This is a genomic window from Flavobacterium sp. GNP008 (assembly GCF_056428965.1).
Map to the genome: position 1 here is coordinate 493,280 of NZ_JBWJVL010000002.1, position 26,229 is coordinate 519,508.

Sequence of the window (26,229 nt, forward strand, 5' to 3'; positions counted from 1 at the left end):
GTTAGTATATATAAATGTATACGAAAAAAATACAGCTGTAGTTTTCATTTAACTAAAAAATAAAATAAAAGTTACTCATAGCTTTAAAACATTAAGCAATTCTTAAAAATTAGTACTAAAGTTTATGTTTACTTTTACATTTAAATTTATTATCATGCAACTGTTTCAAAAAACTGCACCATTCTATTATTTACTACTATTCTACACGACTGTAAGTTTCATTTCTAGAATAATTCTTTTATTCCATCCTATTACCCAAGCCTCATTTACTGCTATTGATACCCTATCACTATTCGTATTTGGTTTCCTTTCTGATTTTTTTATTTTTATATTGATCAGTGCCTTTTTATGGATATACCTTATTTTCATATCCAATTCTAAATATTTTAAACCCTACGGTTACATCATTTTTGGTTTATTTGTAGGATTGTTGATTTATGTTTCATTTGGAAATACTATTCTCAATGAGTATGGTGGTGCTTTGCCTAAAATTGGTATCATTTTTATAGCAATTAAAACAGTCCTATTTGGATTGCTACTTTTTTTGCCTACATATCGAAACCAAATACGATTCTGGCTGTTTTCTTTTGTCATTTTTCTTTATGTTGTTCTAATTTTACAAAACGGAATTAGTGAGTACTTTTTTTGGAATGAATTTGGGGTAAAATATAATTTTATTGCAGTAAATTATTTGGTTTACACCAATGAGGTAATAGGAAATATTATAGAGTCATATCCTGTTATTCCATTGTTTACTGTACTTTTTATTGTTGCAGGAAGTGTAACCTATTTAATTGTAAAAAAATCAAAAAAGTACATTCAGAGCCTCCCAGGATTTGTAGAAAAAATAAAACTGTCAGGAATTTATTTTTCGCTTTTTGGTCTTTCATTACTGGCCATTCCATTTTTATCTTCAAAAGAAAACTCACATAATGTTTTTGCAAATGAGCTGCAGGCAAATGGTATTTATAAATTCTATCTGGCATTTGTGCGCAGTGAACTGGATTATTTCAAATTTTATAAAACAGTTCCCAATAGAGAAGCCTTTGCGCAATTAAAGAAACAAATTCCTTCCATTTCAGGAGAAACAACTTTGAGACAAATAAAAAATGAAGCTACTGAAAATCATAAAAATGTAGTACTAATAACTATTGAAAGTTACAGTGCCGAATTCATGAAAATGTATGGTAACGACAAAAATATCACTCCTTTCTTAGACAGTCTGGCCAGCAAAAGTTTAGTTTTTACAAACCTCTATGCTGTTGGAAACAGAACAGTTCGTGGACTTGAGGCAGTTACTTTGTGTTTTCCTCCTACAGCAGGGGAAAGTGTGGTAAAAAGAAAAGACAATAAAAACAAGTTCTCAACCGGAACTGTCTTTAAACAAAAAGGGTACACTGTAAAGTTTATGTATGGTGGCGATGCTTTTTTTGATAATATGGAAGATTTTTTTGTGGGAAATGGATACGAAATTGTAGATAAAAAAACGTTCACTCCAAAAGAAATCACTTTCGATAATATTTGGGGAGTTTGCGATGAAGATATGTACAACAAGGCCATCACGATTATGAATACTGAGGCAAAGGCAAATAAGCCGTTCTTTAATCATATAATGACCGTAAGCAATCACAGACCATTCACTTATCCTAATGGAAAAATAGACATTCCAGGCGATGCAAAATCTCGTGACGGTGGAGTTAAGTATACTGACTTTGCAATCAAAAAATTCTTTGAAATGGCTAAAAAACAACCTTGGTTTACCAATACTGTTTTTGTTATTTTAGCAGATCATTGTGCTTCAAGCGCAGGAAAAATAGAGCTGCCGGTAGACAAATATAGAATTCCAGCCCTGATTTATAGTCCTGATTTTATAGCACCTAAAAAATATACCAAGCTAATGTCACAGATTGACATAATGCCTACAGTATTTGGATTATTAAACTTTAATTATCAAAGTAAATTTTATGGTCAGGACGTGCTAAAATCTGATTATAAGCCCAGAGCTTTGATCGCAACGTATCAAGATTTAGGATTAATAAAGGATGGTATTGTAACAATAATATCACCCAAACAAAAAGCCAAACAATTTCAATTGACCTTAAAACCAAAGCAAAAAGTAGGTTTTGATTTTCAAATTTTTTACAATCAGACACCCTTGATAAAAGAAAGACCCAATTTAATAAAAGAAACGATTTCCTATTATCAAACAGCCTCTGATATATTAAACAAAAAAAACTATCAAAAAATTAATTAGCAAAAAAAAACGGGTGAAATTAAAGTTTCACCCGTTTTAAATTATATTTTTTTTTGTTATTCTTTTTCATTTATTAAACCAAAAAGAGTGCCTTTTTCAAAAGTTTTTAAATCCTTTTTCAATCCTTTACTATTGCGTTTTGTGAGTTCAGCTGCATCAAGATTGCTTAAATCGGGTTTTCCTGCATTTACCCACGCTGTATACCAAAAACTCGCAGTTGCAGTAATTGCTTTTTTCATTTGTTTTTCAACCATACCGTTTAACTCCGTATGAAATTTGCTTGCATATTCATCCGAATATTGCATACCTCCATATTTGTTTTTAACTACATTTCCTGCGGCATCCGTTACATACATTTTGTTTTCAGCGGTTGTTGATCTTAGTTTTTTATCCGCTGCTAATAAAGGATCTACTAAACTGTGAGTATCAAAAATAATATTCCAAGTTGCTTTATCTACATTTTCTAAATATATAGCTTCCGGAACATTTAACTTATAATCTTTGACAAACAATTCAGGCAAACGACTTTCCCATAAAGAATGAATTCCTTTTTGATTCGTATTTTGGCCATCATGATTATCAGAAGTATGCAAAGGCATGTGTGCATCTGCAATGTAATGCCCTAAATCACCCGCAATAAATAATATTTCGTTTTTTCTTTTTTCTTTAAAAGCCTTAGTCAACTTGACCATCATATCCTGAATGTACCAAGGTAAAATTCCATTTTTAGTCAAGAATTTCTCCTCATATTTTAGTTTTGCCTCTTCCATAGTTTTGGGAAAAGTTTCTACATCACCAAAATTCTCCATGTCAAAATAATGACGAGGGGCTTCAGCTTTGTCGTTTAATACATTTCTTCTTAAATCTGGGACCGTAGATTCTTGCGTGATAAAATCAATATGATTATAAAAAAAAATTTGTAATGGTTTTGGCAGTGCCATTACAGCTGCTCTGTTGATTCGCTCATGACCGATAATTCCCCATGACATAAGAAAAAAAGCAACTCCAATAGTAGATAAAACAATAAGTGTAGGTCTGATTTTAAATTTTTTCATTAAATTTATTTTTTTTGAGATACAAATATATTTCTTTAAATCGTTATTAAGAAAATTTGGGTTTAAGATTCTGTTAATAAAAAAGAAAACAACAACTATGTTTCGACATCAAGGAAAAAACAGAACTTTTGTTCATAATCTTCGTTTAGCTACTTTGTTGTCTTTTGTAGCCGGAATAGTAAATGTTACGGGAGTATTATCTATAAATACATTGACTACAAATGTAACTGGTCATTTTGCTTATTTTGCCGAAGAAATAATGAAGCAGAATTATCTGGCTGCATTAACTTTTTTAGTTTTTACCCTTTTCTTTTTGTTAGGTGCTTTTACGTCTAATTTTTTAGCAGAATTGATTTCTAAAAAACATCCTAATTTATCTCATGTTATTCCAATTTCACTGGAAATGATTGTTTTAATAAGTGTTGGTTTTTTTGGAACGCAATCTGGCTTAACTAGTTTTGAAGGAAATTCGATCGCTTTTTCAATGCTTTTTGCTATGGGAATACAAAACTCATTAGTTACTAAAATTTCTCAATCAACAGTACGAACTACCCATTTAACAGGACTTTTTACAGATTTAGGAATAGAATTGTCTCAATTATTTTTCTATAAAAAAACCGAAGAAAACAAAATATTAAAAACTAGTATTTTTTTAAGAGTATCCATTATTATTTTCTTTTTCATTGGTTGTTTTTTAGGAGGCTTTCTTTATGTTTTTTTAAAAATGAAAACCCTCTTTATTGCAGCAACTTTTTTATTAATCGCACTTTTGTATGATTATTTGCGATTAAAATTTCATATAATCAAACGGAAAAACGTTCTACGTAAAATTATTTTAAATAAACAACCAAGATTAAAGTAGCTAAAGCTATCGATATCCATAACAAAATTCCCTGCGTAAGTGGTTTCCATCCCACCGATTTAAAAACAGTTTTATTTAATCCGGCTCCAATTAAAAATAAAGTTACCGTCAAACCTATTTTGGAAACTGAAACTAGGTGCGGCGCTACACTCGCCATTTGTGGCAGATAGGTATTGGCAGTCATCGCCAAAATAAACAATCCAATAAAATAAGGAATTTTTATTTTGCCCGATTTATTTTTAAAAATTAATGCCGTAATCAATGCTACTGGAACAATCCATAAAGCACGGGCTAATTTTACCGTAGTTGCTATTTGTAAGGCTTCAGGTCCATATCTACTCGCAGCTCCTACCACAGAGCTTGTGTCATGAATAGCAATGGCGCACCATAATCCAAATTCTTTTTGTGATAAATCCAACCAGTCACCTACAGCAGGAAATAAAAACAACGCAATTGAATTAAGAATAAAAATTACACCCAAAGCCACTGACGTTTGCTTTTCATTTGATTCGATTACTGGTGCAATAGCAGCTATAGCACTACCTCCACAAATTGCAGTACCACACGAAATTAGATGAGAGGTTTTCTTGTCGGTTTTAAACCATTTTCCAAGTAAAGTTCCTAAAACTAAAGTAGCAGCAATAGAAATTACAGTAAACAAAAAACCTTCTTTCCCAGCTGATACTGCGTTGTGAACATTCATCCCAAATCCTAAACCAACAACTGAAAATTGCAATAAATAATTAGTGGCTTTATGATTTAATTCTAAGAAAGGATGTCCAAAAAGATTGGCGACAATCAAACCCAATACTAAAGCAATTGGCGGAGAAACAAAAATTGTAGTACAAAACAATAACAAGGCAACAAAAATGAGTTGCTGCAATGTGGAGTTTACTTTTAAAAAAATAAAAGATTCTTTTTGAATTACTTTTTGATGCGTTTCCAATGTAAAGCTGTTGAATTATTACAATACAAAGATGGAGCGATAAATCTATTTACACCAATCGAAAATTATAATCTATCATAACTTTAAATTATAATGATTGGAAATATTCTGGATAAACAAATCGGACAGTGAATCGGTTTTTCCTTGTAACGTAATAACATAAAAAAAGCGTTCTATAATCAGGTCTTTAATGTCTAATATAGCCAGTTCATTGTTTATAAGTTCTTTTCTTATTGCATGAATGGATATAAAAGCCACACAATCAGAGTTCATTAAATAGGACTTTATACTTTCGGTGCTGCCTAATTGCATTTCAATTTGTAGTTCTGATAGTTTGATCTCAAATGGTTTAAATGCATGTTCAATAACTTCAAGTGTTCCTGAACCTTGTTCACGCATTAAGAAATGCATACTCTTAAGATCCTCTTTGGTCACTTCATCACGATTTACTAATGGATTGGAACTCTTGCAGACTAAAACTAATTCGTCTTTTAAAAACTCGGTGTATTTAATGGACTTATTTTTTGATTGTCCTTCTACAATTCCTATTTCAATTTCCTGTTTTAATAAGGCATTTTCTATTTGTTCCGTATTTCCATTTAGCAAACTCACTTTTACATCCTGCAATTTTTGATGGAAACGGGCTAAAAGTGGCGGAATTATATACTGAGAAATTGTAGTACTGGCTCCTAAACGCAACAATCCGGAGCGTTGATTTATCAGCGTACTCATATCAAAATCTATCTCACGGTATACTTCAAAAATGTTTTTAGTATGTTTTAATAATACTTCACCGGCAGTTGTCAGCGCGATTTTAGAACCATTTCTATCAAATAATTTAATTTTATACTGCTCCTCTAATTCCTGAATATGTTTTGAAATGGCAGGTTGCGTAATAAACAATTCTGTTGCAGCTTTTGTAAAACTCAAACGGTTGGCAACGGTATAAAATACTTTCAGTCTAAAATCCATGATGTTAAATTGTATTACAATAATCCGTTGTATTTTCGAACAAACCATTCGGTTGCCAGCAAAATTGAAATTAAAGCCAATAACCAAATCCAATCAATTAAAGGCGTTTTGGTAACACTATTCTTTTGTATCGTCTTATATTCCTCATTTTCCAAAAGCGTTTTAAGCAACAGATCTACTTGATCCGGAAAAAATGCTTTTCCTTGTGTTTGTGTTGCTAATTGTGTTAATTTTTCGACATCGGGATTGACAAATTGCTTTTCGATATCAAAATCAAGAATTTTAAAATTGCTAGAATAGTCCGTTTTTGAATTTAATTCTTTTACTGTAAAAGTATAAGAACCCGCTTTAAGTCCGTCAAGATTGACTTTATAAGAATTATTTCCTTTTAATAAATCGTAATTTTTAGTTTGCTTAGTTTTAATATCTGTCACTGCAATAGTCAAACGAGCCTTTTCATCAAACTCATAATTTTTATTGAAAAATTGTGCTGTTATTTCAATGGCTTTACCAGAATTATAAAAACTTTCATGTTCAACTACTAGTGATTTTTTAGAATTATTAGAAGCCAAAAACTGAATTATCTTATCCATGAAAATATCATATTTTTCAAAAGATTGATTGTTGATATGCGTTTGCAAACGCCATTTCCAACTGTTTTCTCCCAAAAGATAAGCGGTTCGTTTGCCTTGATTTTCCGTAAAAGCCAATAAAGGTGAATTGGTATTAATTGTTCTAATTTTTGATGAAAGCAAAACTGACACCGCCCCTTTTGTAGTTACGGTTCCAAAAGCATTTTGCAAAGGCGGTAAATTTTCAAAACCGATATTTTCAGCTGCAAACAAATTAAACTGCGCATTAAAAACCGACAAATAATCTTCTTTCTGTACGCTCATTTTAAAGCTCAAATTATTCTGTTGCTGATTTAAAAAATTAAAATCGGTGTTGTTTCCAGTAATAATAAACGTATTGATTCCGGCTCCTTTATTATTCTCAAAAATAGTTTTGAATTCGCTTGTTGGTTGGTATAAAATAAAAACATTAAAATTTTGTAATGTTTTGATTTCATTTGGCTTAACAATAGTTACTTTACGTTGTACATTGGACTCGATGGCTCTTTTTAGCGCACCTAAATCGGGATGGTTTATAGCTGATATTATGGCTATACTTGTTTTTTGATCTATAACTTCAACCGCAAAATTCTTGGTGTTATTATACGTGTTTTTTTCCTTTTCTTTCGATTCAATAGTAGCTTTAAAAACCTGTAATCCTATTTTATCAGCCGGTAAAAGTACGCTTATTGTTGCCGTTTTTTTGGAGGGTGAAAAGGCAATAGATTGTTTACTGAATACCGAATTTCCTTGTGAAATGATAAAATCTGCTGTTACACTTTTAGTTCCTGAATAGTGCAAAAATGCTTCAATAGGAAATTTATTTTTGTGAAAAGCATATTTATTAACATTCAATTGACTGATTTTAAAATCTAACAAAGTTGTAGTGTCACCTACAATTATTGGATATACTTTATTCACAGCATCAAAGCTATAGACATAATCATTACCAGAAGTTTGATTTCCATCCGTAATTAAAACCGTTGGGTAGTTTGTGTTTCTATAAATGCTTTTTAGATTTTTAGCTACAACATCAATATTCGTTTGGGTTCCTTTAAAATTAAATAGTGCTGTTGGTTCAAAATCGTCTGAAAACTGATACGATTGCACATCAAATTTCTTTTTTAAATCTGAGTTTGATTGTATTTTTTTATGCAATTCCAATGCTTTTATATTAGCATTCAAAAAAGAAATGGAACTGGAATTATCAATTACAATAGGTAAAGGTGTTTTTACAGTTTCAAGCGTATTTTTTGTTAGTATAGGATTAATCAATAATAATAAAATTCCGAAAATAGACATAAAACGCAAAAAAGCCAAAAACCAACCGACTTTCGATTTGTTTTTGGCTTTGTAGATGTATTGATAAAATGACAAACCACCAGCTATTAGTAAAGAAAGAAGTAATAATAGTATAGTGTTTGTTGTCATTTATTCATCATTAAAAGATTAAAAAATTAATTGCGTAGTTCAAAAACCTTTAAATCTTTGAATTTTAGAATCTTTTAATTAAATTTAGGTAAGCATTCCTCCACAAACATTCATTACTTGTCCCGTTACATACGCGCTCATATCTGAAGCAAAGAAAAGACATGCATTAGCCACGTCTTCGGTAGTTCCGCCACGTTTCAACGGGATTCCGTCTCTCCATCCTTTTACCACATCTTCGTTTAATTTAGCAGTCATTTCTGTTTCTATAAAACCCGGAGCAATTACATTACAACGAATGTTACGAGATCCTAATTCTAATGCAACAGATTTAGAAAAACCAATAACGCCGGCTTTAGAGGCAGCATAATTTGTTTGTCCTGCATTTCCTTTAACTCCCACTACAGAACTCATATTGATTATAGAACCAGAACGTTGTTTCAAGAAAGTACGTTGAATGGCTTTGGTCATATTAAAAACCGATTTCAAATTAACATCGATTACATGATCGAAATCTCCTTCAGACATGCGCATCAATAGGTTGTCTTTAGTAATTCCAGCATTATTTATTAGAATATCAACCGTTCCAAATTCAGCCAAAACTGCGTCTACAAGTGTTTGCGCTTCATTAAAATCGGCTGCGTTAGATTGATATCCCTTAGCTTTAATTCCTAAAGCATTCAATTCATTTTCAAGAGCCAAAGCTGATTCCACTGACGAACTGTATGTAAATGCAACATTTGCACCATGTTTTGCAAAAACTTCTGCAATTCCTTTACCAATTCCGCGGCTTGCGCCTGTAATTATAGCAACTTTTCCTTCTAGTAATTTCATATTATAATGATAAGTATGTTTATTATTTTGATGTACAAATATAGATTATTTAAGCGTTTTATGAAATTTGTAGTATAAAAAAAGCCTTACAGAGGTAAAGCTTTTAAATAGTAATTTTTATAATTTTTGAAATTGACTAAAAAGCTACATTCCATTTTGGCAGTCTTCCATTTTCGTCAAGGAAGTTTTGTAAAACTTGTCCTTCTACAAATGTTGGAATCACTTTTGTCTTATCATTAAATGTTTCATACCAAACCACTTCAAGCGTGCTGATATCCTCGATTTTCATTTGTGCTGGCCAAGAATATTTTCTTCCAGTTTTTGCAAATTGGTGTCCTTCTACAATTTTATCTTTCAAGCCACCATTTTTAATTTTCAAAGTTCCGTTATTTTGAACAGTTCCAGTAGAACCAACCATAATTAACTCTTTTTCATCTCCTACGGAATACACTAAAAACACTCCAGATCCTTCTGACGCATTACAAACTTCTGCTAAACTATCATCAGCAGTAAATGAAAACTGATTGGTAACTTTGAATTTTTTTAACTCTTTGTACATATTATTTTATTTTTATTTAAACTGGCTTTTACAAAAAAATACCCCACAAAATCGTGAGGTCCATTAGAAACCATTCGTTTATGTTTGTTTTTATTAGGATTACATCTGAAAAAACAGATCAATTTAATAAAGTGCAAAGATATTTCTTTAATTCAATTTATAATAAAAAAGCCCCACAAATTGTGAGGCTTTTAAAAATATTTAATTAAAGTTTAGATTAACCTAAAACTTCTTTTACTTTTTTACCAATTTCAGCTGGAGAATCTACTACGTGAATTCCACATTCTCTCATGATTTGTTTTTTAGCTTCAGCAGTATCGTCAGATCCACCCACGATTGCACCTGCATGTCCCATTGTACGTCCTGGAGGAGCAGTAACTCCTGCAATGAATCCTACAACTGGTTTACGGTTACCATCTGCTTTAATCCAATGCGCTGCATCGGCTTCTAATTGTCCGCCTATTTCACCTATCATTACGATACATTCTGTTTCTGGATCGTTCATCAATAATTCAACTGCTTCTTTTGTAGTTGTTCCAATGATTGGATCTCCACCAATACCAATTGCAGTAGTGATTCCTAATCCTTGTTTTACTACTTGGTCAGCTGCTTCGTACGTTAATGTTCCAGATTTAGAAACAATACCAACAGTTCCTTTTTTGAAAACAAAACCTGGCATAATTCCAACTTTAGCTTCGCCTGGAGTAATTATTCCTGGACAGTTAGGTCCTATTAGACGAGCATTTCTTTCTTTAACATAACTATTTGCTTTTATCATGTCAGCAACTGGTATTCCTTCTGTAATTGCAATAATTACTTTAATTCCGGCATCTGCAGCTTCCATAATTGCATCTGCAGCAAAAGCTGGCGGAACAAAAATGATAGTCGTATCAGCTCCTGCTTGTTCTACAGCATCTTTTACAGTATTGAAAACTGGTCTGTCTAAGTGAGTTGTTCCCCCTTTTCCCGGAGTTACACCACCAACAACGTTAGTACCGTACTCAATCATTTGAGAAGCATGGAAAGTTCCTTCGCTTCCTGTAAAACCTTGAACAATTATTTTGGAATCTTTATTAACTAAAACACTCATGATATATTTTTTATGTAGTTTTTAAAATCGTTATGCAAAAGTATAAAATAGTAAGCACTAATCAATATTCAGCATTCAGTTTTTTGATACTATATTAGGATAATTGGCTCATTTGGTAGCCTCGAAATAATTTATTGTCTTTTATTTGCCAAATAACTATAAAATGGGCTAGTAACATCTCCTCTCTTGGGTTCTCAATCGTTTTTACAAAATGAGAATACCGTACCGAAATCATATCGTTTTCACCAATAATATGGCTTATACGAACCTTGGAACGTACATAAGCTTTGCTCAAATCATTAGATAAATTTAATAAAGAATCATAATTCAGCTCTACAAATCCTGTACTACTATTCCATTCGACAATCACCTCTGGATGTAAAAAATCTTTTATGACTTCACTATCAATGAGAGCATCAGATTTGTAAAATTTCTGAACGATTTCTTTAGCAGACATATTATTTTAGTTTAGTAAGAATTTCTGGTATCTTCTTGATATTAGCTAGCTGTTTCAATTTTTCTCTTGATTCTTCAATTGGTGTTCCAAAATATGATTTGCCTCCTTCTACTGATTTAGTCACTCCAGTTTGTCCAAGAATAACTGCCTTAGCGCCAATTGTTATTCCGCTAGTGGTGCCTACTTGTCCCCAAATGGTAACTTCGTCTTCAATAATTACACAGCCAGCTATGCCGGTTTGAGAAGCAATTAAACATTTTTTTCCAATCACAGTATCGTGACCTACATGCACCTGATTGTCAATTTTTGTTCCTTCCCCAATTGTTGTATCGCCTGTCACTCCTTTGTCAATGGTACAAAGCGCTCCAATTCCCACATTGTCTTTGATAACAACTCTTCCACCTGAAAGTAATGGATCATAACCTTCGGGACGTTTTTTATAATAAAACGCATCGGCTCCAAGAACTGTTCCAGCATGAATAATTACATTATCCCCAATTACAGTGTAATCGTAAATAGATACATTGGAATGGATTAAACAATTTTTACCAATAATAACATGATTCCCAATAAATGTATTTGGCTGAATTATAGTGTTTTCCCCTATTGAAGCTGAAGTAGCTATTGAAACATTCGAAAATTGAAAAGGCCTAAAATAATGTGTTAATTTATTAAAATCTCTAAAAGGATCTTCTGAAATCAACAAGGCTTTCCCTTCTGGACACGCTACATTTTTATTAATTAAAACTATTGTTGCTGCTGAGTTTAAAGCTTTATCATAATACTTAGGATGGTCTACAAAAACGATATCACCAGATTCCACTACATGAATTTCATTCATCCCTGTAACCGGAAAGGTAGCATCACCAACATATTTACAATTGATGATGTTGGCAATTTCTTCTAAAGTATAAACTTTTTGGAATTTCATAAATTTAGTATTCAGTTTCTATATTCAGTATTCAGCTAGCATGTGAGCTGAATACTGAGTAGTGTACTCTATTCCTTTACACGTTCCATATAAGAACCTGAGGTCGTATCAATTTTTATTTTATCACCTTCATTAATAAATAAAGGAACATTTACTGTGGCACCCGTTTCAACAGTTGCTGATTTTGTAGCATTTGTAGCTGTATTTCCTTTAATTCCTGGTTCAGCATAAGTTACTTCTAGTATTACAGATGCTGGCATGTCAACAGAAAGGGGTAAATCAGTCTCTGTATTAATACTTACCATTACATTTTCGCCTTCTTTCAATAAATCTGGCGAATCTAAAATGTTTTTATTTAAAGTAATTTGTTCAAAAGTTTCTGTATTCATAAAATGAAAATCATCACCTTCAGGATATAAAAATTGAAATTTATGGTTTTCTACTCTTACTTCTTCGATTTTATGACCAGCCGAAAAAGTATTATCCAATACTTTTCCATTTGTTAAACTTCTCAATTTAGTTCTAACAAAAGCAGGACCTTTTCCTGGTTTTACGTGAAGAAATTCAATGATTTTATAAATATCATTGTTGTATTTAATACACAATCCGTTTTTAATATCTGATGTAGATGCCATTATTTTTGTTTATTTGTTTTTCTACTCAGGTCTTTCTCCCGTAGGATAGGAAACTGGTTGAAATTATTGTTACTTAATTATTTTATATATGTACTTACTTTCTCTAATCCTTCAAAGACGGTTGGAAATTAATAATTTCCGGAATATCCTTTCATTACTCCTCTAGATGAATTTCTGATAAAATCAATAATTTCATCTCGTTCTGGAGTTGCTTCCATTTCAGCTTCAATAATACCCAATGCCTGAGTAGTATTGTAATTTTTCTGATAAAGAATTCTGTAAATATCCTGAATTTCTCTTATTTTTTCAGTTGTAAAACCGCGTCTTCTTAATCCAACAGAATTAATCCCAACATACGACAACGGCTCTTTTGCTGCTTTTGTGTAAGGAGGAACATCTTTTCTTACCAAAGATCCCCCAGATATCATGGCATGATCCCCAATTTGAATAAATTGATGAATTGCAGCCAATCCTCCAATAACGGCATATTTTCCAACAGTAACGTGACCTGCCAAAGCGACCCCGTTTACAATAATGGCATTATCGCCTATATGACAATCGTGCGCAATATGTGCTGTTGCCATTACCAAACAATTATTTCCTAAAGTAGTTTGTCCAGATGCTATCGTTCCTCTGTTAATGGTTACACATTCTCTAATGGTACAATTGTCTCCAATTATTGCCAAAGAATCCTCTCCTCCAAATTTTAAATCTTGAGGAACCGCTGAGATTACTGCGCCCGGGAATATATTACAATTTTTTCCAATTCTTGCCCCTTCCATTATTGTAACATTAGAACCAATCCAAGTACCATCTCCAATAATCACATTATTATGAATGGTGGTAAAAGGCTCGATGACAACGTTTTTGGCTATTTTTGCGCCTGGATGAACATAGGCTAGTGGTTGATTCATCAGCTATTATTTATTTTTATATTTATCAGACTAAAAGACTTCAATTGATATTTTTAGATTCAATTGAAACGTTTTTGATCCAAATCTATTGTTTTTTTGCAATTTGCGCCATTAATTCCGCTTCAGCAACAAGTTTCCCATTCGCATATGCATTGGCTTGCATGTGGCAAATTCCTCTTCTGATAGGTGTTATTAAGTCACATTTAAAAATTAAAGTATCCCCTGGCAATACTTTATGCTTGAATTTGACATTGTCTATCTTCATAAAATAAGTCAAATAATTTTCTGGATCCGGAACGGTACTCAATACCAAAATCCCTCCAGTTTGCGCCATGGCTTCTACAATTAAAACACCGGGCATAACCGGAGCTTCAGGAAAATGACCAACAAAGAAATTTTCATTCATGGTAACATTTTTCATCCCTACAACATGGCTTTCAGACATTTCAATAATTCTATCAATCAATAAAAATGGAGGTCTATGAGGAAGAACGGCCATAATTTTATGAATATCCATTAATGGCTCTTGGTGTAAATCAAAAACTGGAACATAATTTCTTTGTTCTATCTTTATGATTTTTGCCATTTTTTTTGCAAATTGAGTATTTACAAAATGACCGGGCTTGTTGGCAATTACTTTACCTTGTATTTTAGTTCCAATTAAAGCTAAATCTCCCACTACATCTAGTAATTTATGTCTTGCAGCTTCATTTGGATAATGCAACGTAAGATTGTCTAAAATCCCATTTGGTTTAACCGTAATTTCATCTTTTCCAAAAGCAACTTTTAAATTCTCCATCGTTGCAGCAGAAATTTCTTTATCTACATAAACAATAGCATTATTTAAATCGCCACCTTTTATCAAACCATTTTCTAGAAGAGATTCTAACTCGTGTAAAAAACTAAAAGTTCTGGACTCTGATATCTCCGTTTTGAAATCAGCAATGCTTTTCATGTTTGCATTTTGTGTACCTAAAATTTTAGTTCCAAAATCAACCATTGCTGTTACACAATAATGATCACTTGGCATTACTAAGATTTCACTACCTGATGCTTCGTCAATAAAAGAAATAACTTCTTTGACTACATATACATTTCTTTTTGCATTCTGCTCTTCAAATTCTGCTTTTTCAAGTGCCTCCACAAAATACTTAGAAGAACCATCCATAATTGGAAGCTCTGAAGCATTCAACTCGATAATGACATTATCTAAATCACACCCAACTAACGCAGCAAGAACATGTTCTGGAGTTTGAATTTTTACCCCAAGCTTTTCTAAATTAGTTCCTCTTTGTGTGTTGACAACATAATTAGCATCTGCTTCAATGATAGGATGTCCTTCCAGATCTATTCGAACAAAAGTAAAACCATTATTCACTGGAGCAGGTTTAAAAGTCATTTTCACTTCTTTACCGGTGTGTAGTCCAACTCCAGTTAGCGAGATTTCTGTTTTGATGGTCTTCTGTTTAACCATTGTTTCCATTTTTTTGGTTTAATATTTGTTTTTTTAATTCTTCTATTTCTGCTACAATTTTAGGTAAATTCTTAAAATGAACATACGATTTACTAAAATCATTGTATCCAAACGCAGGACTTCCTTGTAAAATTTCATTGTCTTTTATATTTCGGCCCACACCAGCTTGCGCCTGAATCCGAACATTATTTCCTATAGTCAAATGTCCCGAAATCCCAACTTGACCGCCAATCATTCCGTTTTTTCCAATTTTTGTAGAACCTGCTACGCCTGTTTGAGCAGCAATAACAGTATTTTCCCCTATTTCTACATTATGGGCAATTTGAATTTGATTGTCCAGCTTTACTCCTTTTCTAATAATTGTTGAACCCATTGTGGCTCTGTCAATTGTAGTACAGGAACCAATATCGACATTATCCTCAATAATCACATTTCCTATTTGCGGAATCTTAGTATACGTTCCATCTGAATTTGGTGCAAAACCAAAACCATCAGCGCCTATTATAGCTCCAGAATGAATGGTACAATTATTCCCGATTACAGTCTCGGAATAAATTTTTGCTCCAGCAAATAATAACACATTATCACCTATAATCACATTGTCTCCAATGAAACAATTGGGATATATTTTTACGTTTTCTCCTAAAACTACATTTTGACCTACATAACTAAAACTACCAAGATATAAATTATCTCCGTATTTTACACTTTGCGAAAGGAATGAGGGTTGTTCGATACCACTTTTATTTGACTTTACCTGATTGTAAAATTCCAATAATTTAGAAAATGCTGCATAGGCATCTTGTACTTTTATCAGTGTGGTTGTCAAAATCGATTCTGCAACAAAAGTATCATTAACTATAGTCACTGATGCTTTTGTCGAATAAATGAAGTTAAGATATTTAGGATTGGACAAAAAAGTAAGTGACCCTTCAGCGCCTTCCTCAATTTTTGACAATCTAAAAACTTCTGCCATGGGATTCCCTACAACTTCACCTTCTAAAATCCCCGCTATTTGTTCTGCTGTAAATTTCATTGCGACAAAAATATAAAAAATAGATTTTAAATGGTGTTTTTATAGTAGTTGTTTTGGGAAACAGATGTAATACTTAGTTACCAATTTAGATAATGATTTTAAATTCAGCTGATCAGAAGATTCAATTACGTCCTCAATTGTACAGTCTTTTTTCAAAATCCGTATGGGTTCTGCCTCTTTACTGTAAGCCTGATTCTTTATTTTGCCTTTAAATATAAAATAATTAGTCTCTGATAGCGAAATATTATTCTCTATAGCAAAGCGCTCCTTTAATGGCTGTAATTCTTCAATCGCTACTTTTTCACTTGTTAATTTTATTTTTAATAAATCTCGGTTTACTATCATTTTACTCAAAGACGACAATATGAAATCTTCTTGTTTTTGCCACGATTTTAAAGCGCCTATAATATCAAAATCATCCAATTGAGCAAATAAATCTAAGGTCTCAGTATCAAAGGTATCTTTGGTAACCTTGTTTTGCATGAAAAACAATAGCGGTTCACTACAAGGCAATAATATTCCCTTTAAGGTTAATTCTTTGGCGCGTTTTAAGATTTTCATCAAAATTAACTCTGCGACTAAACTCGTTTTATGTAAATATGCCTGCCAGTACATTAAACGTCGAGACATCAAAAATTTCTCTACGGAATAAATTCCTTTTTCTTCAATTACCAAATAATCATCGACTACATTCATCATTTGAATCAATCGCTCCGAATTGACATTCCCTTCTGCTACTCCTGAGTAAAAACTGTCACGTTTCAGATAATCCATACGGTCCATATCCAGCTGACTCGAAATTAGTTGCAACATAAATTTTCTAGAGTATTCCCCTTTAAAAATTTGAATAGCCAAACGCAACTTGCCGTTGAATTCTACATCCAATTGGTTCATGAATAATAATGAAATTTCTTCATGATGTACATCTTCAACAATACTTTTTTCCATGGCGTGCGAAAATGGACCATGCCCTATATCATGTAATAAAATAGCAATGTACAATGCATTTTCCTCCTCAGGAGAAATTAAAACACCTTTGAAACGCAACACTTCAACTGCTTTTTGCATCAAATGCATGCAGCCTAAAGCGTGATGAAAACGGGTATGATTTGCTCCTGGATATACTAAATAAGACAACCCCATCTGAGAGATGCGACGCAAGCGCTGAAAATAAGGATGCTGAATTAAATCGTAAATTAAGGCATTTGGGATGGTAATGAATCCATAAATTGGATCATTAAATATTTTAAGCTTATTGATTTGACTCACTATTAAATTTGTTTTAAGGTCAACAAATATAAGTAAATTAGACTTCAAAACAGAAACGTTCCTTATTGTGATTTGGAGCCAAAAAAAACGGAGCGTTTGAAGCGCTCCGTTGTTATATTTTTTTAAAGTTTTCTAATCCAAATATTTCTAAATTGATTTTTAGAATCATGGTCCTGAAGTGAAATAACATCCTCGCCATGAGACGAAGGATAATTATGTAAACCGATGTAAAGTGTTAAACCGTTTATGGTCGTGTTGTTTTGTACTAAAACACCATTTAATAACACCGTAATTCTTGCAGGAGCATCAATTCTTCCATCTGCTTTGAATCGGGGGGCCGTATAAATTACATCATAAGCATTCCATTCTAACGGAGTTTTTACCACATTTACTAATGGAGAGTGGTCTTTATATATACTTCCTGCCTGACCATTGTTGTACGTTCTATTGTTATAGGAATCTAATATTTGTAATTCGTATCTGTTTTGAAAAAATACGCCGCTGTTTCCTCTCGCTTGTCCGCCATCTAAAACAACATCTGGCGCACTCCATTCTAAGTGCAACTGACAATCTCCAAAAGCCATTTTGGTTTGAATAGCTCCGGAACCCGGAACAACTTCCAGATAGTCTTTGTCAACAATTTTCCATCCAGCAGGCTTACTAATATCTTTTTGACTTACCCACTGCTCTAAGTTTTTCCCGTCAAACAATATAATCGCATCCGATGGTGCGTTCCCAAGCGTTTTAGCTGGCGTGATAACTTTCACTTCTGGTTCCCAAATTTCAGTCATTTCTGGTTTCATGGTCATTGGCGAAACCTCCGGTGGCGTATTCACATATTTGTGTTGTGCGATACTTATAGTTGCAGAAAATAAGGCAATTATTAAAAAAGAGCTTTTGAAGTTTTTAGATGTCATAGTATAATTCATTTGGTTTAATAAAATGGTAAGATGGATATTGTTCTCTTTTCAATATTAAGCATTTTTTTTTCACCAACTAACTTTTAATTTAAATATAACTAATTGAGGTCTAAACTTTAGATTTTCACATGAAAGTTACAACTCCAATAAATACAGTTTGTTAAAAATTAACACAAATTTAAGTTCGTTTAGTTCGGTAAACTATGAACTAACTGTAGTTTTGTAAAAAAAATTATGGATACTTCACAAAAAGACAGAGAAGAACTAATCGAGATGTTTGGAATTCATTTTGAGTTAATGTATAATTTACCACCACTGGGTTCCAGAATTCTTGGGTTACTGATAGTTGATGGTTGTAAAACCGGATTAACTTTTGAAACTATAGTTGAAAAACTAGGTGCTAGTAAAAGTTCCATATCTACAAACTTAAATCTGCTTTTAAAAATGGATAAAATAAATTATTACACTTTATCCGGTGACCGAAAAAAGTATTTTAAACCTTCCCCATTCAGTGAAAGATTAACTAACTACATCAAAATCCTTGATTTTGAAAAAAAAATAATAGACAAATTAATTCTATATCGAGAGAAAACTGTCTCTTGTGCAGAAGAACAATGTAATATGGAAAATGTCAAAGCCTATAAAGCCCATGTTTGTGAAGTCGAGGAACTTCTGATTAAAACTATTGAAAAATTCAAAGAAATAGAAATAAATAATAATTAAATCAATTTTAGTAAATATTCCGGTATGAAAAAGAGAACTTTTATAAGTGCAATTTTGTTATCAATAAGCTTGCTCTCCTGTAAAAAAGAAACCACTCCAACAGGTCCTCCTGTTATGCAATATAAGGTAGTCGAAATAGGAACATCAAATACCACTTTATTAGCAGAATATCCTGCGAGTTTAGAAGGAGTTACAGATATTGACATTCGTGCAAAAATAGACGGATATATTGAAAAAATATATGTGCAAGAAGGTCAGGAAGTTAAAAAAGGACAACTGCTTTTTAAATTAGAGACCCAAACTGCAACACAAGAAGCCGGAGCCGCAAAAGCAAAAGTTACTGCTGCTCAAGTGGAAGTCAATCGTTTAATCCCTTTGGTAGAACGCAACATAATCAGCGATGTACAATTAGAAACTGCTAAAGCAAATTTAGCGAGTGTTAAAAGCACTTATCAAAGTATCCTTGCAAGAATTAATTATGCTACTATAAAAAGTCCGGTTAACGGGATTGTAGGAACTTTGCCTTTAAGACTGGGTAGTTATGTGAGCAGTCAAACTGTAGAACCATTAACTCGTATTTCAGATGTGAGCATCATTTATGCTAATTTTTCAATAAATGAAAAAGAACAGTTGGATATCATGATAAATGCTGAAGGAAAGTCATTTCAAGAAAAAATAAACAAAATGGAAGCTGTAAATTTGGTTTTGAGCAATGGGATGCATTTTGAACAAAATGGTAAAATTGAGACCTTTAGCGGACAAGCCAATGCACAAACTGGCTCCTTTAATGTAAGAGCACGTTTTGCAAATGGAAATAAATTATTGCGCTCCGGAGGAAGTGGAACAATACAAATACCAACTGACTTAAAAGATGTTATTATTATCCCACAAAAGGCTTCATTAGAATTACAAGATAAGCGTATCGCTCTTGTTGTGGGTAAAGATAACAAAGTGAAAACGGTTCCAATTGAAGTGCGCGCAATTCCTGGTGGTAAATTTTTTGTAGTGGATAGCGGGTTAAATCTAAAAGATAAAATACTTATAGAAGGCGTTGGGATAGTAACTGAAGGTACACTTATTAAGCCTGAACTTGTTGATTTTAAAACTATAATCAATCCAACAAAAAAATAATTGACAAACTAACTATTGAATAAATAACAAAATATGTTTTCAAAATTCATTGACAGACCGGTATTGTCAACGGTGATCTCTATTATCATCGTAATTTTGGGGGTTTTAGGGTTAATCTCGCTTCCAGTTTCACAATATCCAGAAATAGCGCCACCTACGGTAACTGTATCAGCAAATTATCAAGGCGCCAGTGCCGAAGTTGTAATGAACTCGGTAGTAATTCCATTAGAAGAACAAATCAATGGTGTAGAAGACATGACTTATATGACTTCTACATCCAATAATGATGGTTCGGCAGCCATTAATATTTATTTTAAATTAGGTACGAATCCAGATTTAGCTGCTGTGAATGTACAAAATCGGGTATCACGTGCTGCGCCTTTATTACCTCAAGAAGTAACAAGAGCAGGTGTTACTACCTCAAAGAGACAAAGTGATAATATTTTGATTTTATCACTTTACAGTGAAAACCCTGATTATGATGATACTTTTCTTCAAAATTATGCTAACATCAATATTTTACCTAAAATAAAACGTGTAACGGGGGTTGGAGAAGCAATGATTTTTGGTCAAAAAGACTACTCCATGCGTATTTGGCTTAAGCCAGATGTGATGGGGGCTTATGGACTAGTTCCCGCGGATATTACCGCTTTATTGGCAGAGCAGAATATTGAAGCAGCCCCAGGACAATTAGGGGAAAGTAGCGACCAATCTTTTCAATATGCTCTGAAATATAAAGGGCGTTTACAAAATGCAAAAGAGTTTGAAGAAATTATTGTTCGTTCCACCGAAAACGGAGAAATACTCAAATTAGGTGATGTAGCAAAAATTGAATTAGGTGCTGTTAATTATGCTAGTAATACATTTACAAACGGAAATAAATCTATTGCAATTGCAATTGCTCAAACGGCAGGCTCTAATGCACAAGAAGTAATTGAAGGGTCCTTAAAAGTATTAGATCAAGCGGAAATAAATTTTCCTAAAGGGGTAAAATATGCTACATTAATTAATGCCAATGACTTTTTAGAAGAATCAATCACAAAAGTAATTCATACCTTAATTGAAGCCTTTTTATTGGTTTTTATTGTGGTTTTTATCTTCTTACAAGATTGGAGATCAACGCTTATACCTGCGATTTCCGTGCCTGTCGCTATTTTAGGAACTTTCTTTTTTCTAAGTTTATTTGGCTTTACCATCAACTTACTAACGCTTTTTGCCTTAGTACTGGCTGTGGGAATTGTGGTCGATGATGCTATTGTAGTGGTCGAAGCTGTCCATGCCAAAATGGAAGCTGGTGAACACGATCCCAAAAAAGCAGCTCATAGTGCCATGCAAGATATTAGTAGTGCAATTATTTCCATTACGCTTGTTATGTCGGCAGTATTTATTCCAGTTTCGTTTATTAGTGGATCGGCAGGAGTTTTTTACAAACAGTTTGGAATAACTTTAGCTGTTTCTATTGTTTTATCCGCTATTAACGCACTAACCCTTTCCCCTGCTTTATGTGCCATTTTCTTAAAAGAACACGATAAAAATGCCAAGAAAAAAGGTTTTGCAGAACGTTTTTATACTGCATTTAATGTTGGATTTGACATAACAACTGCTAAGTATAAAAGGTCAGTTGAATTTTTTATAAAACGCAAGTGGTTGGCTTTTTTGGGAATTGCAATTTTTGCAGGAATTTTTATCTTATTATTAAATATTACTCCAAAGGCTTTTGTTCCGGGTGAAGATACAGGAGCAATTCTTTCAGATGTTTCGCTCCCGCCAGGTACTTCATTAGAAAGAACTGAGGAGGTATTATTACAAATTGAAAACAAAGTAAAAGACATTCCGGAAATAAAAGAAGTGCTTCGTATTTCAGGTCGTAGTTTAATAAGTGGTACTGGTAGTAACTACGGAATGGTCATTGTAAAACTGAAAACCTGGGCAGAACGTAAAGATGCTAATCAGGAAATAACAGCTGTTGTAGCAGAATTATTTAAACGGACAGCCTCCGTTAAAGATGCAAAAGTACTGTATTTTGCGCGTCCTACACTTGTTGGTTTTGGTTTTACTAATGGTTTTGAATTTCAATTACAAGATCAAAAAGGAGGAAGTATTCAGGAATTAAACGAAGTCAATAATAAATTTTTGGAAGCTTTAAACAGTCGTCCCGAAATCAAATATGCAGCCACCTCTTTTTCGCCAAATTACCCCCAGTATCGAATTGATTTGAATGTTGCTGCTATAAAAAAATCAGGTTTAACGGTTACGGATGTTTTAGGAACTATGCAGGGATATTATGGTGGGGTTTACGCCTCTAATTTTAACAAATTTGGTAAACAATACCGAGTAGTTTACCAATCTGATCCAGAGTTTAGAAGTAATCCTGAATCATTAAATAAGGTATTGGTTAGAAATAATAATGGTCAGATGGCTCCTATTTCAGAATTTGTGAGTTTAGTAAAAGTATTTGGCCCTCAAGCAATAGAACGTTTCAATTTGTTTACTTCTGTAAAAATCACAGGGGCTCCAAATGAAGGTTTCAGTTCTGGAGATGCCATTAAAGCAGTAGAAGAAGTGGCTAGTCAAACCTTACCTATTGGATATAGTTATGAGTTTTCAGGAATGACTCGTGAAGAAATTAGTGCAGGCGGTCAAACCTTGTATATTTTCTTACTGTGTTTGGTCTTTGTCTATTTCTTATTAGCTGCTCAATATGAAAGTTATATGCTGCCTTTTGCTGTATTAATTTCATTACCAATTGGTTTAGCGGGAGCGTACCTATTTGCTTATTTATTTAATGTAAGTGATAATATTTATTTACAAATTACTTTAATTATGCTTATTGGATTGCTTGCTAAAAATGCCATTTTAATAGTTGAATTTTCTGTCGATTCTAGAAAAAAAGGGATGAGTATTACGCAAGCTGCTATTCATGGTGCTGTTGCTCGTTTACGTCCTATCTTAATGACATCATTTGCATTTATCTTCGGATTATTGCCTTTAATGTTGGCTAAAGGAGCTGGAGCTGTTGGAAACAATGCTATTGGAACCGGAGCAATTGGCGGTATGTTGATCGGAACCATTTTTGGAGTATTTGTTATACCCGTATTGTTTATCGTTTTCCAAACGCTACAGGAAAAAATTTCTACAAAACCACTTCCTGTAGAAAATCACGAATCAGATGTTGCACTTTTAAATGATAAAAATGAAGACTAAGTTAAATAGAATAGCTGTACTTGTTATAACCGCAACGGTACTGCAATCGTGTTTTGTTGCCAAAGAATACGACAGACCAGAATTAAAAACGGAAAATTTATACCGAAACGAAATCGTTTCAACCGATACCGTTTCTCTTGCAAATGTTGCTTGGGATAAGGTTTTTACAGATCCGATTTTACAGGAATATATTAAAAAGGGATTAAACAATAATCTTGATATCAAAATTGCTATGCAAAATATCGTGGCGGCACAAGCCACCATGAAACAAGGAAAAGCAGGCTACTTCCCTACTCTTTCTGTTGGTGCCGATTGGACACATCAAGAACTTTCCAGAAACAGTCAGTTGGGTGCCTTAATCAGTGGTGGTGGTGGGGCTACTAACGTGGACCAATATCAGTTTACAGGAAATTTATCCTGGGAAGCCGATATTTGGGGTAAAATAAGAAGCAACAAGCGCGCTACTAATGCTCTCTATCTTCAAACTACAGCAGCTAATCAAGCCGTAAAAACGCAACTGATCGCTAACATTGCAACAACATATTATCAATTACTTTCTGTAGATTCACAAATAAAATTAGCGGAGAAAACGTTGTTAAACAGAAACCAAAGTATCTTAACTATTATTGCCTTAAAAGATGCGGGAAATGTAACAGAGGTGGGCGTTAAGCAAACTGAAGCTCAAAAATATGCAACCGAAATTATAATAGCTGACCTTAAAAATACTGTCATTATTCTTGAAAACACCTTGAGTATATTGATGGGTGAAGGTTCTGCTAAAATTGAGCGAAATACTTTTGAAATGCAAACTATGCAACCTTCAATTACACTTGGGGTTCCCGCAACCTTACTTAGAAATCGACCTGACGTGATTGCGGCGGAATATAATTTTATTTCAAATTTTGAGCAGACTAATATCGCTAAAAGTAATTTTTATCCAACATTAAAACTTACAGCAACCGGAGGTCTTCAAAGTATTGATTTGAAAGAATGGTTCAGTGCCAATTCACTTTTTGCAAACGTGATTACAGGGTTGACTCAACCTCTTTTTAATCAAAGGCAAATTAAAACAAGGTTTGAAATTGCCAAAGCCAATCAAGAAAAAGCCTATCTCCTGTTTGAGCAGTCGTTACTAACTGCAGGAAAAGAAGTTTCAGATGCCTTAGCACTATACAATAATGAAACGTATAAACTCACCGTTCGAACAAAACAAGTCGATGCTTTAAATAAAGCCACGGATTATTCAGATGAATTATTGACCTATGGTTTAGCTAATTATCTAGAAGTTCTGACCGTAAAAAACAATGCGTTAAATGCGGAATTAAGCTTGATAGACAACAAATTCCAACAATATAAAGCGATAATTCAATTGTACAGAGCCCTTGGTGGGGGCTGGCAATAATCAGATTGCTTGACTACTTATTGATTCCTGTTTCTTCAAAACCACTGCTTATTTTACCGGCAGTGGTTTTGTCTTTTATACCATTTGTCTTTTTAAGAATTAATTTAATCTTTTATTTCAGTTGGATTGGAATCCAAATTTCCTCTTCGGAACTGAGTTCGTTATTCTGGTACTTTTCTCCTAATAATTCAAAATGCACTCTGTCATCCAAAACATATTCAGAGTTGGGCAACCAAGTTCTAAAAATATACTCAAAGGTTTTTGAAGCAGTCCTTACATCACATTTGTGAATAAAAACCGCATACAATCCTCCATCCAAAATAATCGGTTCCATTGCTTTTGGAACTTCATTGAAATCAGTTACTGCAACAGCGGCCCATTTTTCGAATTCAGTATTTGGATTAAAAGTATTAAAATATGATGCATCATATTTTTGTAAAGAATACAAATCGCTACCAATAGTATTCTGGATTTCCTTTCTTCTTGACATAAAATTTTTCCAAAGTTCCGCAGTTTTATTATTGGATAACGAAAGTGTAATTCGTATACCAATCAATTTTAATTCTAATAGCGTTTCAATTCTTGGATGCATATAAAATTACTTTTTTAGATGAAATAAAAGATTAATCAGTCGCTAATATAGCGTATCCGTAATTATCGGACCAGCCAGATGACAACGGCAACAATTTTCGGGTGTGGGCTTCTCTTATCATGCCGTTTTTTTGTAAAACGCTAATAGAACCAATGTTTCCCACCGCACAACCCGCTTCAATCCGATGCAGATTCAGATCATCAAATCCAAAACGGATAATTTTTTTTAAAGATTCCGTAGCGTATCCTTTGTTCCAATGCTCTTTGTGAAATTTAAACCAAACTTCCGCATTTTTATATTTTACTTTTCCCAAATTAATTCCAATTAAACCTATAATTTGGTTTCCGGAATTTAATTCGACCGCAAAAGTAAAATGAGTTGTAAGTGCTTTATTATTTTCAAAAACCCACTTTTCTAAAAGGAGTTTTGTTTCTTCAATAGCTGCCGGAATTCCTAATGTATTGAATTCATCCGTTTCTTTCAAAGAATGTAATTTGTGAATATAATCCAAATCCAATAGTGCAATTGGTCTTAGTATTAACCGTTCCGTTTTGAGAACTAAAGTATTCATTTTTTGTTTTTAATAATTTTATCGATCTCAAAACGCTCATGATATTCTATTTGATTGTTTCTGTCATATCGAATAAAAGAACCATTTTTCTTGCTATTTTTAAAATTGCCTATTTGCCAAAGCTGTCCAGTTTCGCGATAAAAGAGCCACTCGCCTTCCATCACTCCATTAATAAAAGTACCTCTTGCTTTTACTTTTCCATTTTTGAAAAAATAAGTCAATTGATCTCCAACTAATTCATGGGCAATTTGTCCGTTAACGTAGTATTTTTTGTCTAACATTTGAATTTAATTGTATTCCTTGTTCAGAATTAGTCATTGTTAGCAACACAAGCAGCATTTCTAAAATTGAAAGATATA

At 33.1% G+C, this 26,229-nt stretch carries 24 protein-coding genes; 6 read left to right on the top strand and 18 right to left on the bottom strand.

Annotation, left to right across the window (positions count from 1 at the left end):
* Window positions 1-154 precede the first annotated feature (154 nt).
* Window positions 155-2,254: an LTA synthase family protein gene (locus AC0608_RS08520; RefSeq protein ID WP_478288770.1), complete on the top strand. Its 2,100-nt coding sequence runs from the start codon at window positions 155-157 to the stop codon at window positions 2,252-2,254.
* Window positions 2,255-2,310: 56 nt separating this feature from the next.
* Here AC0608_RS08520 and AC0608_RS08525 read toward each other — a convergent pair whose 3' ends face one another.
* Window positions 2,311-3,309 (bottom strand): zinc dependent phospholipase C family protein, encoded by a 999-nt coding sequence (locus AC0608_RS08525; RefSeq protein ID WP_417960063.1) that lies wholly within the window; start codon window positions 3,307-3,309, stop codon window positions 2,311-2,313.
* A gap of 97 nt (window positions 3,310-3,406) precedes the next feature.
* Between AC0608_RS08525 and AC0608_RS08530 the strand changes: the two genes are divergently transcribed.
* On the top strand, window positions 3,407-4,171 hold the full coding sequence (locus AC0608_RS08530) for a YoaK family protein (RefSeq protein WP_478288771.1): 765 nt from the start codon (window positions 3,407-3,409) through the stop codon (window positions 4,169-4,171).
* On the opposite strand, the gene AC0608_RS08535 is transcribed toward AC0608_RS08530, so the two are convergent.
* From AC0608_RS08535 to AC0608_RS08600, 14 genes are all read right to left on the bottom strand, one after another.
* Window positions 4,140-5,117, bottom strand: a complete 978-nt coding sequence (locus AC0608_RS08535) for a YeiH family protein (protein WP_478288772.1) — start codon at window positions 5,115-5,117, stop codon at window positions 4,140-4,142. The genes AC0608_RS08530 and AC0608_RS08535 overlap by 32 nt on opposite strands.
* 75 nt (window positions 5,118-5,192) lie before the next feature.
* A complete protein-coding gene (locus tag AC0608_RS08540) occupies window positions 5,193-6,089 on the bottom strand; it encodes a LysR family transcriptional regulator (RefSeq protein ID WP_478288773.1) in 897 nt (298 codons plus the stop codon).
* A gap of 14 nt (window positions 6,090-6,103) precedes the next feature.
* Window positions 6,104-8,131, bottom strand: coding sequence for a hypothetical protein (locus AC0608_RS08545; RefSeq protein WP_478288774.1), 2,028 nt, complete (start codon window positions 8,129-8,131; stop codon window positions 6,104-6,106).
* 84 nt (window positions 8,132-8,215) lie between these two features.
* Window positions 8,216-8,962 carry a 3-oxoacyl-[acyl-carrier-protein] reductase gene (fabG, locus tag AC0608_RS08550; RefSeq protein WP_417960068.1) on the bottom strand — a complete coding sequence of 249 codons (747 nt, stop codon included), beginning with the start codon at window positions 8,960-8,962 and terminating at the stop codon, window positions 8,216-8,218.
* 136 nt (window positions 8,963-9,098) lie between these two features.
* Window positions 9,099-9,521, bottom strand: coding sequence for a hypothetical protein (locus tag AC0608_RS08555; protein ID WP_417998687.1), 423 nt, complete (start codon window positions 9,519-9,521; stop codon window positions 9,099-9,101).
* A 217-nt stretch (window positions 9,522-9,738) separates the two neighbouring features.
* On the bottom strand, window positions 9,739-10,611 hold the full coding sequence (gene sucD / locus AC0608_RS08560) for a succinate--CoA ligase subunit alpha (RefSeq protein WP_035672307.1): 873 nt from the start codon (window positions 10,609-10,611) through the stop codon (window positions 9,739-9,741).
* A 94-nt stretch (window positions 10,612-10,705) separates the two neighbouring features.
* Window positions 10,706-11,068 carry a nuclear transport factor 2 family protein gene (locus AC0608_RS08565; RefSeq protein WP_417960070.1) on the bottom strand — a complete coding sequence of 121 codons (363 nt, stop codon included), beginning with the start codon at window positions 11,066-11,068 and terminating at the stop codon, window positions 10,706-10,708.
* Window position 11,069: 1 nt separating this feature from the next.
* A complete protein-coding gene (locus tag AC0608_RS08570; RefSeq protein WP_478288775.1) occupies window positions 11,070-11,999 on the bottom strand; it encodes a UDP-3-O-(3-hydroxymyristoyl)glucosamine N-acyltransferase in 930 nt (309 codons plus the stop codon).
* Between the two features lie 68 nt (window positions 12,000-12,067).
* A complete protein-coding gene (gene efp / locus AC0608_RS08575; RefSeq protein WP_039108160.1) occupies window positions 12,068-12,634 on the bottom strand; it encodes an elongation factor P in 567 nt (188 codons plus the stop codon).
* A 128-nt stretch (window positions 12,635-12,762) separates the two neighbouring features.
* Complete coding sequence (gene lpxA, locus AC0608_RS08580) at window positions 12,763-13,548, bottom strand: acyl-ACP--UDP-N-acetylglucosamine O-acyltransferase (RefSeq protein WP_417960072.1); 786 nt, start codon at window positions 13,546-13,548, stop codon at window positions 12,763-12,765.
* Window positions 13,549-13,633: 85 nt separating this feature from the next.
* Window positions 13,634-15,022, bottom strand: a complete 1,389-nt coding sequence (locus AC0608_RS08585) for a bifunctional UDP-3-O-[3-hydroxymyristoyl] N-acetylglucosamine deacetylase/3-hydroxyacyl-ACP dehydratase (protein ID WP_417960414.1) — start codon at window positions 15,020-15,022, stop codon at window positions 13,634-13,636.
* Window positions 15,015-16,058: a UDP-3-O-(3-hydroxymyristoyl)glucosamine N-acyltransferase gene (gene lpxD / locus AC0608_RS08590; RefSeq protein ID WP_478288776.1), complete on the bottom strand. Its 1,044-nt coding sequence runs from the start codon at window positions 16,056-16,058 to the stop codon at window positions 15,015-15,017. Before lpxD ends, AC0608_RS08585 begins: the two co-directional genes overlap by 8 nt.
* A 39-nt stretch (window positions 16,059-16,097) precedes the next feature.
* Window positions 16,098-17,327: an HD domain-containing protein gene (locus AC0608_RS08595; protein WP_478288777.1), complete on the bottom strand. Its 1,230-nt coding sequence runs from the start codon at window positions 17,325-17,327 to the stop codon at window positions 16,098-16,100.
* Between the two features lie 122 nt (window positions 17,328-17,449).
* On the bottom strand, window positions 17,450-18,244 hold the full coding sequence (locus AC0608_RS08600) for a 3-keto-disaccharide hydrolase (RefSeq protein ID WP_478288778.1): 795 nt from the start codon (window positions 18,242-18,244) through the stop codon (window positions 17,450-17,452).
* Between the two features lie 237 nt (window positions 18,245-18,481).
* Here AC0608_RS08600 and AC0608_RS08605 point away from each other — a divergent pair, with 237 nt between their 5' ends.
* Genes AC0608_RS08605 through AC0608_RS08620 form a run of 4 tightly spaced genes read left to right on the top strand, consistent with a single transcriptional unit; the run spans window position 18,482 to window position 24,707 of the window.
* A complete protein-coding gene (locus AC0608_RS08605) occupies window positions 18,482-18,970 on the top strand; it encodes a GbsR/MarR family transcriptional regulator (protein ID WP_417960076.1) in 489 nt (162 codons plus the stop codon).
* Between the two features lie 24 nt (window positions 18,971-18,994).
* Window positions 18,995-20,101 carry an efflux RND transporter periplasmic adaptor subunit gene (locus tag AC0608_RS08610; RefSeq protein WP_417960077.1) on the top strand — a complete coding sequence of 369 codons (1,107 nt, stop codon included), beginning with the start codon at window positions 18,995-18,997 and terminating at the stop codon, window positions 20,099-20,101.
* A 33-nt stretch (window positions 20,102-20,134) separates the two neighbouring features.
* Window positions 20,135-23,305 (top strand): efflux RND transporter permease subunit, encoded by a 3,171-nt coding sequence (locus AC0608_RS08615; protein ID WP_417960078.1) that lies wholly within the window; start codon window positions 20,135-20,137, stop codon window positions 23,303-23,305.
* A complete protein-coding gene (locus AC0608_RS08620; protein WP_478288779.1) occupies window positions 23,295-24,707 on the top strand; it encodes an efflux transporter outer membrane subunit in 1,413 nt (470 codons plus the stop codon). The genes AC0608_RS08615 and AC0608_RS08620 overlap by 11 nt, the downstream gene beginning before the upstream one ends.
* Window positions 24,708-24,819: 112 nt before the next feature.
* On the opposite strand, the gene AC0608_RS08625 is transcribed toward AC0608_RS08620, so the two are convergent.
* The 3 genes from AC0608_RS08625 to AC0608_RS08635 are packed head-to-tail and all read right to left on the bottom strand — an operon-like array spanning window position 24,820 to window position 26,151.
* Window positions 24,820-25,299 (bottom strand): GyrI-like domain-containing protein, encoded by a 480-nt coding sequence (locus AC0608_RS08625; protein ID WP_478288780.1) that lies wholly within the window; start codon window positions 25,297-25,299, stop codon window positions 24,820-24,822.
* A gap of 31 nt (window positions 25,300-25,330) precedes the next feature.
* A complete protein-coding gene (locus AC0608_RS08630) occupies window positions 25,331-25,870 on the bottom strand; it encodes a GNAT family N-acetyltransferase (RefSeq protein WP_417989982.1) in 540 nt (179 codons plus the stop codon).
* Window positions 25,867-26,151, bottom strand: coding sequence for a toxin-antitoxin system YwqK family antitoxin (locus AC0608_RS08635; RefSeq protein ID WP_417960082.1), 285 nt, complete (start codon window positions 26,149-26,151; stop codon window positions 25,867-25,869). Before AC0608_RS08635 ends, AC0608_RS08630 begins: the two co-directional genes overlap by 4 nt.
* Window positions 26,152-26,229 lie beyond the last annotated feature (78 nt).

Excerpts from the sequence above, each read along its gene's own strand:
- AC0608_RS08520 (WP_478288770.1), top strand. The coding sequence starts at position 155 with ATGCAACTGTTTCAAAAAACTGCACCATTCTATTATTTACTACTATTC.
- AC0608_RS08525 (WP_417960063.1), bottom strand. The coding sequence starts at position 3,309 with ATGAAAAAATTTAAAATCAGACCTACACTTATTGTTTTATCTACTATT.
- AC0608_RS08530 (WP_478288771.1), top strand. The coding sequence starts at position 3,407 with ATGTTTCGACATCAAGGAAAAAACAGAACTTTTGTTCATAATCTTCGT.
- AC0608_RS08540 (WP_478288773.1), bottom strand. The coding sequence starts at position 6,089 with ATGGATTTTAGACTGAAAGTATTTTATACCGTTGCCAACCGTTTGAGT.
- AC0608_RS08545 (WP_478288774.1), bottom strand. The coding sequence starts at position 8,131 with ATGACAACAAACACTATACTATTATTACTTCTTTCTTTACTAATAGCT.
- fabG (WP_417960068.1), bottom strand. The coding sequence starts at position 8,962 with ATGAAATTACTAGAAGGAAAAGTTGCTATAATTACAGGCGCAAGCCGC.
- AC0608_RS08555 (WP_417998687.1), bottom strand. The coding sequence starts at position 9,521 with ATGTACAAAGAGTTAAAAAAATTCAAAGTTACCAATCAGTTTTCATTT.
- sucD (WP_035672307.1), bottom strand. The coding sequence starts at position 10,611 with ATGAGTGTTTTAGTTAATAAAGATTCCAAAATAATTGTTCAAGGTTTT.
- AC0608_RS08565 (WP_417960070.1), bottom strand. The coding sequence starts at position 11,068 with ATGTCTGCTAAAGAAATCGTTCAGAAATTTTACAAATCTGATGCTCTC.
- AC0608_RS08570 (WP_478288775.1), bottom strand. The coding sequence starts at position 11,999 with ATGAAATTCCAAAAAGTTTATACTTTAGAAGAAATTGCCAACATCATC.
- efp (WP_039108160.1), bottom strand. The coding sequence starts at position 12,634 with ATGGCATCTACATCAGATATTAAAAACGGATTGTGTATTAAATACAAC.
- lpxA (WP_417960072.1), bottom strand. The coding sequence starts at position 13,548 with ATGAATCAACCACTAGCCTATGTTCATCCAGGCGCAAAAATAGCCAAA.
- AC0608_RS08585 (WP_417960414.1), bottom strand. The coding sequence starts at position 15,022 with ATGGTTAAACAGAAGACCATCAAAACAGAAATCTCGCTAACTGGAGTT.
- lpxD (WP_478288776.1), bottom strand. The coding sequence starts at position 16,058 with ATGAAATTTACAGCAGAACAAATAGCGGGGATTTTAGAAGGTGAAGTT.
- AC0608_RS08600 (WP_478288778.1), bottom strand. The coding sequence starts at position 18,244 with ATGACATCTAAAAACTTCAAAAGCTCTTTTTTAATAATTGCCTTATTT.
- AC0608_RS08605 (WP_417960076.1), top strand. The coding sequence starts at position 18,482 with ATGGATACTTCACAAAAAGACAGAGAAGAACTAATCGAGATGTTTGGA.
- AC0608_RS08610 (WP_417960077.1), top strand. The coding sequence starts at position 18,995 with ATGAAAAAGAGAACTTTTATAAGTGCAATTTTGTTATCAATAAGCTTG.
- AC0608_RS08615 (WP_417960078.1), top strand. The coding sequence starts at position 20,135 with ATGTTTTCAAAATTCATTGACAGACCGGTATTGTCAACGGTGATCTCT.
- AC0608_RS08620 (WP_478288779.1), top strand. The coding sequence starts at position 23,295 with ATGAAGACTAAGTTAAATAGAATAGCTGTACTTGTTATAACCGCAACG.
- AC0608_RS08625 (WP_478288780.1), bottom strand. The coding sequence starts at position 25,299 with ATGCATCCAAGAATTGAAACGCTATTAGAATTAAAATTGATTGGTATA.
- AC0608_RS08630 (WP_417989982.1), bottom strand. The coding sequence starts at position 25,870 with ATGAATACTTTAGTTCTCAAAACGGAACGGTTAATACTAAGACCAATT.
- AC0608_RS08635 (WP_417960082.1), bottom strand. The coding sequence starts at position 26,151 with ATGTTAGACAAAAAATACTACGTTAACGGACAAATTGCCCATGAATTA.